General features: G+C 72.2%; 3 protein-coding genes. All 3 read right to left on the reverse strand.

Annotated elements, in window-relative coordinates:
* Positions 1-115 precede the first annotated feature (115 nt).
* Positions 116-1,534 (reverse strand): benzoyl-CoA 2,3-epoxidase subunit BoxB, encoded by a 1,419-nt coding sequence (gene boxB / locus ABT299_RS50550; RefSeq protein WP_190867145.1) that lies wholly within the window; start codon positions 1,532-1,534, stop codon positions 116-118.
* A gap of 2 nt (positions 1,535-1,536) precedes the next feature.
* On the reverse strand, positions 1,537-3,195 hold the full coding sequence (gene boxC / locus ABT299_RS50555; protein WP_500255222.1) for a 2,3-epoxybenzoyl-CoA dihydrolase: 1,659 nt from the start codon (positions 3,193-3,195) through the stop codon (positions 1,537-1,539).
* A gap of 116 nt (positions 3,196-3,311) precedes the next feature.
* Positions 3,312-4,916 (reverse strand): benzoate-CoA ligase family protein, encoded by a 1,605-nt coding sequence (locus tag ABT299_RS50560; RefSeq protein WP_387027038.1) that lies wholly within the window; start codon positions 4,914-4,916, stop codon positions 3,312-3,314.
* Between the last annotated feature and the right edge of the window lie 215 nt (positions 4,917-5,131).

Raw genomic sequence — 5,131 nt, forward strand, 5'->3', positions numbered from 1 at the left:
CCCGCGGGGTGGGGGACAGCCCCCCCGCGCCGCCCCCCGGCCCCGCAAACACCCCCCCACACCCGTGACGGGGGTTCCAGGGGGTCGCCCCCCTGGGAAAACACAGCCCCCTGGGTCAACACAGCCTGACGTACTGGTAGTCGAAGGGGCGGCCGTTGATGCCGTTGCGGGGCGGGGCGATCCAGGAGGCGATCTTGCCGCGCTCGTGGACGGGGCGCATGAGGGAGCGGACGTGGGTCTTGTCGACCTCGGTCGGCAGCCAGGCGCCCTTGCGGGCCTCCCACTCCTCGGCGGTGAGGCGCTCGCCCTGCGGGGTGGCCTCGATGCCGGCGAAGGCGCCGACCTTGCGGTTGAAGGCGACGCTGGGGAGGTAGAGGCGCTGCGGGAGGCCGGCGTCGGCGAGGATGCGGTTCCAGCGGTTGACGCCGCTCTGGCAGTCGGAGACGTACTCGCGGCGCAGGTCGGTGTTGAGGCCGACGAGGGCGGCGACCTCGGTCTGGCCGATCTCGCCGTCGACGAGGGCGTCCACCATGATGGAGTCGCCGGTGAGGCGGTGGTCGTCCTTGCGGCGGCCCTCCATCCAGCGGCCCTTGAGCCCGGCGGTGTAGTAGTTGGCGACGTTGCTGGACGTCTCGGAGCCGAACAGGTCGAGCGACACCGAGTAGTGGAAGTTCAGGTACTTCTGGACCATGTCCAGCGGGATCGCGCCGTACGGGGCGACGTCGTCGGTGTCGTGCTCGATCATCAGCTGCGCGGTGCGCTCGACGACGCGGTCGATGCCGGTGGTGCCCACCATCATGTGGTGGGCCTCCTCCTTGAGCATGAACTCGCAGGTGCGCGACAGCGGGTCGAAGCCCGACTCCTTGAGGGTGCCGAGCTGGTACTTGCCGTCCCGGTCGGTGAAGTAGGTGAACATGAAGAAGGAGAGCCAGTCGGGCGTCTCCTCGTTGAAGGCGCCGAGGATGCGCGGCGACTCCTCGCTGCCGGAGTTGCGGTGCAGCAGCTCCTCGGCCTCCTCGCGGCCCTCGCGGCCGAAGAAGGCGTGCAGGAGGTACACCATCGCCCACAGGTGGCGGCCCTCCTCGACGTTCACCTGGAACAGGTTCCGCAGGTCGTAGAGGCTCGGGGCGGTGGCGCCGAGGTTGCGCTGCTGCTCGACGGACGCGGGTTCGGTGTCGCCCTGGATGACGATGAGCCGCTGCAGTTCGGCGCGGTACTCGCCGGGGACCTTCTGCCAGGCGGGCTCGCCCTTGTGCGCGCCGAAGCCGATGCGGCGGTCGCCGTCGCGTTCGGCGAGGAAGATCCCCCAGCGGTAGTCCTTCATCGCGACGTGCCCGAAGTGCGCCCAGCCCTCGCGGCCGACGTTGACGGCGGTGCGCAGGTACACGTCCTGGGTGGGCAGGGTCGGGCCCATCGACTCCCACCAGGACAGGAAGTTCGGCTGCCACGACTCCAGGGCCCGCTGCAGGCGCCGGTCCTCGTGCAGGTCGACGTTGTTCGGGATCTTCTCGGAGTAGTCCGCGGAGACGGGCATGCTCAGACTCGCTTTCGGTCGAAGTCGGCGCGCCGTCCGGTGCCGTAGCGGCGCAGCGCGCCGTCCGGGCCGGACGCGTTCGGCCGGTTGAAGATCCAGTTCTGCCAGGCGGTGAGCCGGCCGAAGATCTTGGTCTCCAGGGTCTCGGGGCCGGGGAAGCGGTGGTTGGCCTCCATGCCGGTGAGGGCGTCGGGGGAGAATCCCGCGCGCTCCTCGACGGCGATGCGGACCTCCTCGTCCCAGTCGATGTCGTCGGGCGCGAAGGTGACCAGGCCGAGGCGTTCGGCGTCGCCGGCGTCGAGGGGCTTGGCGGCGGCGTCGCGGACGGCGGCGAGGCCCTCGTCGTCGCCGAGGAAGCGGGTCTCCAGGCGGGTGAGGCCGTTGCCCATCGGGAGGGGTCCGAGGTTCATCGCGTCGACGGCGATGGTGGCGGGCTCGGCGTCCGGGTCGACGTCCTCGAAGACGCCTTCCAGGTGGTAGGAGCGGTCGGCGGCGAGCGCGAGCTCCAGGAGGGACCCGGCGAAGCAGCTGCCCGGCTCGATCAGCGCGATGAGGCTGCGGCTGGTGACGTCGAGGCGCTTGAGCGTCCGCTTGAGGTAGAGGACGATCTCGTTGGCGAGCCAGTCGGCGGCGTTGTCGAGCAGCAGGCGGTCGTGGTCGAGGACCTTCAGCGCGTCGCCGGCGGTGCGCAGGATCCAGGTGCCGAGGGACGGCTCGTTGGTGCGCAGGTCGAGGATGAGGTCGTCCAGCTCGCGGGTCATCGCGAGGGTCCAGAAGTCCGCGCCCTGGGCGTGGACGGCGGCGATGTCCTCGGGCGCGTCGGTGGCGGGCCCGGCGACGGTGATCTCCACGGCGGCGGCGTCGCGGTCGAGCTTCGCCGTGACGTGCCGGTAGGTGATCTGGTCGCCGGTGCGGGTCTTGTCGAGCGGGGTGAGCGCGACGCCGCCGGCGCCGGCGGGACGGGTCGAGCGGGCGGCGAGCTCGCGGGCGCGTTCCGCGACGGTCGCGTCCCACGCGGTGCGGGACACGGCCTCGTCGACCAGCCGCCACGCGACGGCCTTCTTGCCGCCGAGCCCTTCGGCCTTGGTGGCGAAGTAGTCGGCGCGGTCGCGGCGGACGTGCCGCTTGTCGGTGACGCGGGTCAGGCCGCCGGTGCCGGGCAGCACGCCGAGCAGCGGCAGCTCGGGCAGCGAGACGGTGGACGACCGGTCGTCCACGAGCATGATGTGGTCGCAGGCGAGCGCCAGCTCGTAGCCGCCGCCGGACGCGGTGCCGTTGCACGCGGCGATGTAGGTCTGGCCCGAGTTCGCGGTCGCGTCCTCGATGCCGTTGCGGGTCTCGTTGGTGAACTTGCAGAAGTTCACCTTCCACGCGTGCTCGGACGCGGCCAGCATCCGGATGTTCGCCCCGGCGCAGAAGATCTTCTCCTTGCCGCTGGTCACGACGACCGCGCCCACCTCGGGGTGCTCGAACCGCAGCCGCTGGACGGCGTCGTACAGCTCGATGTCCACGCCGAGGTCGTAGGAGTTGAGCTTCAGCTCGTAGCCGGGGACCAGGCCCCCCTGTTCGTCGACGTCCATCGTCAGCGTGGCGACCGGACCGTCGACCTCGACCCTCCAGTGCCGGTAGCGGGCCGGATCCGTCCGGAACTCGACGTGCATGGGGTGCTCCTCCCGTCTGTCCGTGCTCCCATGCTCCACAGAACACGGTCATCACGTCAAGAGTTTGTAGTATATCGGCGCGCGCCGGGCCGCCCCGGGGCCCGGGGGCGCGCGGGTCAGTCGCGGCCGAGGAGCGCGGCGGCCAGATCGCGGACGGCGAAGCGGCGCAGCTTCCCGCTGGCCGTGGTCGGCAGCACGTCCATGATCAGCACCTCGCGGGGGCGCTTGAACGCGGCGAGCCCGGCCCGGCAGAAGTCGATCAGCTCCTCCGGCTCGGCCTTCGCGCCGTCCGCGAGGACGACGCAGGCGATCGGCTTGTCCAGGCCGTCGCCGTCCGGCAGGCCGACGACGGCGACCATCGCGACCGCCGGGTGCTCCAGGAGCCGGGCCTCCACCTCGGCGGGCGACACCCAGATGCCGCCCGCCTTGAGCATGTCGCCGGTGCGCCCGAGGCAGGTGTAGTAGCCGTCCTCGTCCACCACGTAGGTGTCGCCGGTGCGCAGCCACGCGCCCTGGAACACCTGCCGGGTCGTCTCCGTCCGGCACCAGTAGCCGGTGGCGATCGACTCGCCCTTCACCAGCAGCGAGCCGGGCGTGCCGGGCGGGACGTCGGCGCCGGCGGAGTCGACGACCCGCAGCTCGTAGCCGGGGACGGCGACGCCGGTCGTGCCGGGCCGCACCTCCCCCGGGCGGTTCGACAGGAAGATGTGCAGGCACTCGGTGGAGCCGATCCCGTCGATGATCTCCACGCCGTACCGCTCGGTGAAGCGGCGGCACAGCTCGGCGGGCAGCGGCTCGCCCGCCGACACCGCGAGCCGCACCGACGCGAACGCGTCGGCCGGCACGTCCGCGTTGAGCAGCGCGGCGTAGAAGGTGGGGACGGCGAAGAACAGCGTGGGCCGGTACTCGCGGAGCCGCTCGGCGACGGACGCGGGCGTCGGCCGGTCCGGGTCGAGGACCGTCGCGGCGCCGACGGCGAGCGGGAAGAACATCGAGTTGCCGATGCCGTAGGCGAAGAACAGCTTGGCGACGGAGTAGCAGCGGTCGTCGGGGGTGATGCCGAGGACCTGCCTGCCGTAGGTCTCCACGACGTGCCGGATGTTGGCGTGCCGGTGCATCGCGCCCTTGGGCTTGCCGGTCGTCCCGGACGTGTAGAGCCACAGAGCGCTGGAGTCGCCGGAGGTCGCGTAGGGCTCGCGGATCTCCCCGCCCTGCGCCGCGCCCTCCGCGACGAGGTCGGCGAAGGGGTTCAGCCGGGCGCCCTCCGGCACGCGCAGTACCGCGTCGCCCTCGACCGCGACGCGCCGGACGCCCGGGGCGAGCGCGAGGGCCTCCTCGGCGGCCCCGGCGAACCGGTCGCTGACGATCAGGACGCGGGCGCGCGCGTCGTTCAGCAGAGCGGCGAGTTCGGCGCCCGTCAGCATCGTGGACACCGGGACGGGGACGGCGCCGAGCCGCATCGCGCCGAGGACCGCGCCCGCCATCGACGGGCCGTCCGCCATGAAGAGCACGACCCGCTCCTCGGGGCGCAGCCCCCACGCCTCCAGCCCGGCCGCGATGTTCCCGGCGAGGGCGTCGAGGTCGGCGTAGGTCAGGTCGCCGCCGGGGCCGGTGAGCGCCGTCCGGCCGGCGGTCCCGGGATCCCGCGCCGCCCGCAGCAGATAATCGGAGGCGTTGAACGTGTCCGGCCGCGCCTGGCCGGCCGCCGCGTCAGCGGTCATCGGGGGCTCCCCTCGCCGTGAACCGTGGCCAACATGTTCTACAGTCACAAAACGCTAGTCAATAGTTATGTGGAATGATGAGGGACCGGATGCAGACGCCCGCGGAGGGAGAGCCGATGGACCGGACCGGCGGCGCGGACGCGGGGACGGCCGCGGACGCGGGGGCGTCCGCGCGGGAGAGGCCGGACGGCGACGAGGGCCCGGCGGCGGGCCCT

It is taken from the genome of Spirillospora sp. NPDC000708 (assembly GCF_040299565.1).
Taxonomy (GTDB): Bacteria; Actinomycetota; Actinomycetes; order Streptosporangiales; family Streptosporangiaceae; genus Spirillospora.

Coding starts and splice junctions, on each gene's coding strand:
- boxC (WP_500255222.1), bottom strand. CDS start 3,195: ATGCACGTCGAGTTCCGGACGGATCCGGCCCGCTACCGGCACTGGAGG.
- boxB (WP_190867145.1), bottom strand. CDS start 1,534: ATGCCCGTCTCCGCGGACTACTCCGAGAAGATCCCGAACAACGTCGAC.
- ABT299_RS50560 (WP_387027038.1), bottom strand. CDS start 4,916: ATGACCGCTGACGCGGCGGCCGGCCAGGCGCGGCCGGACACGTTCAAC.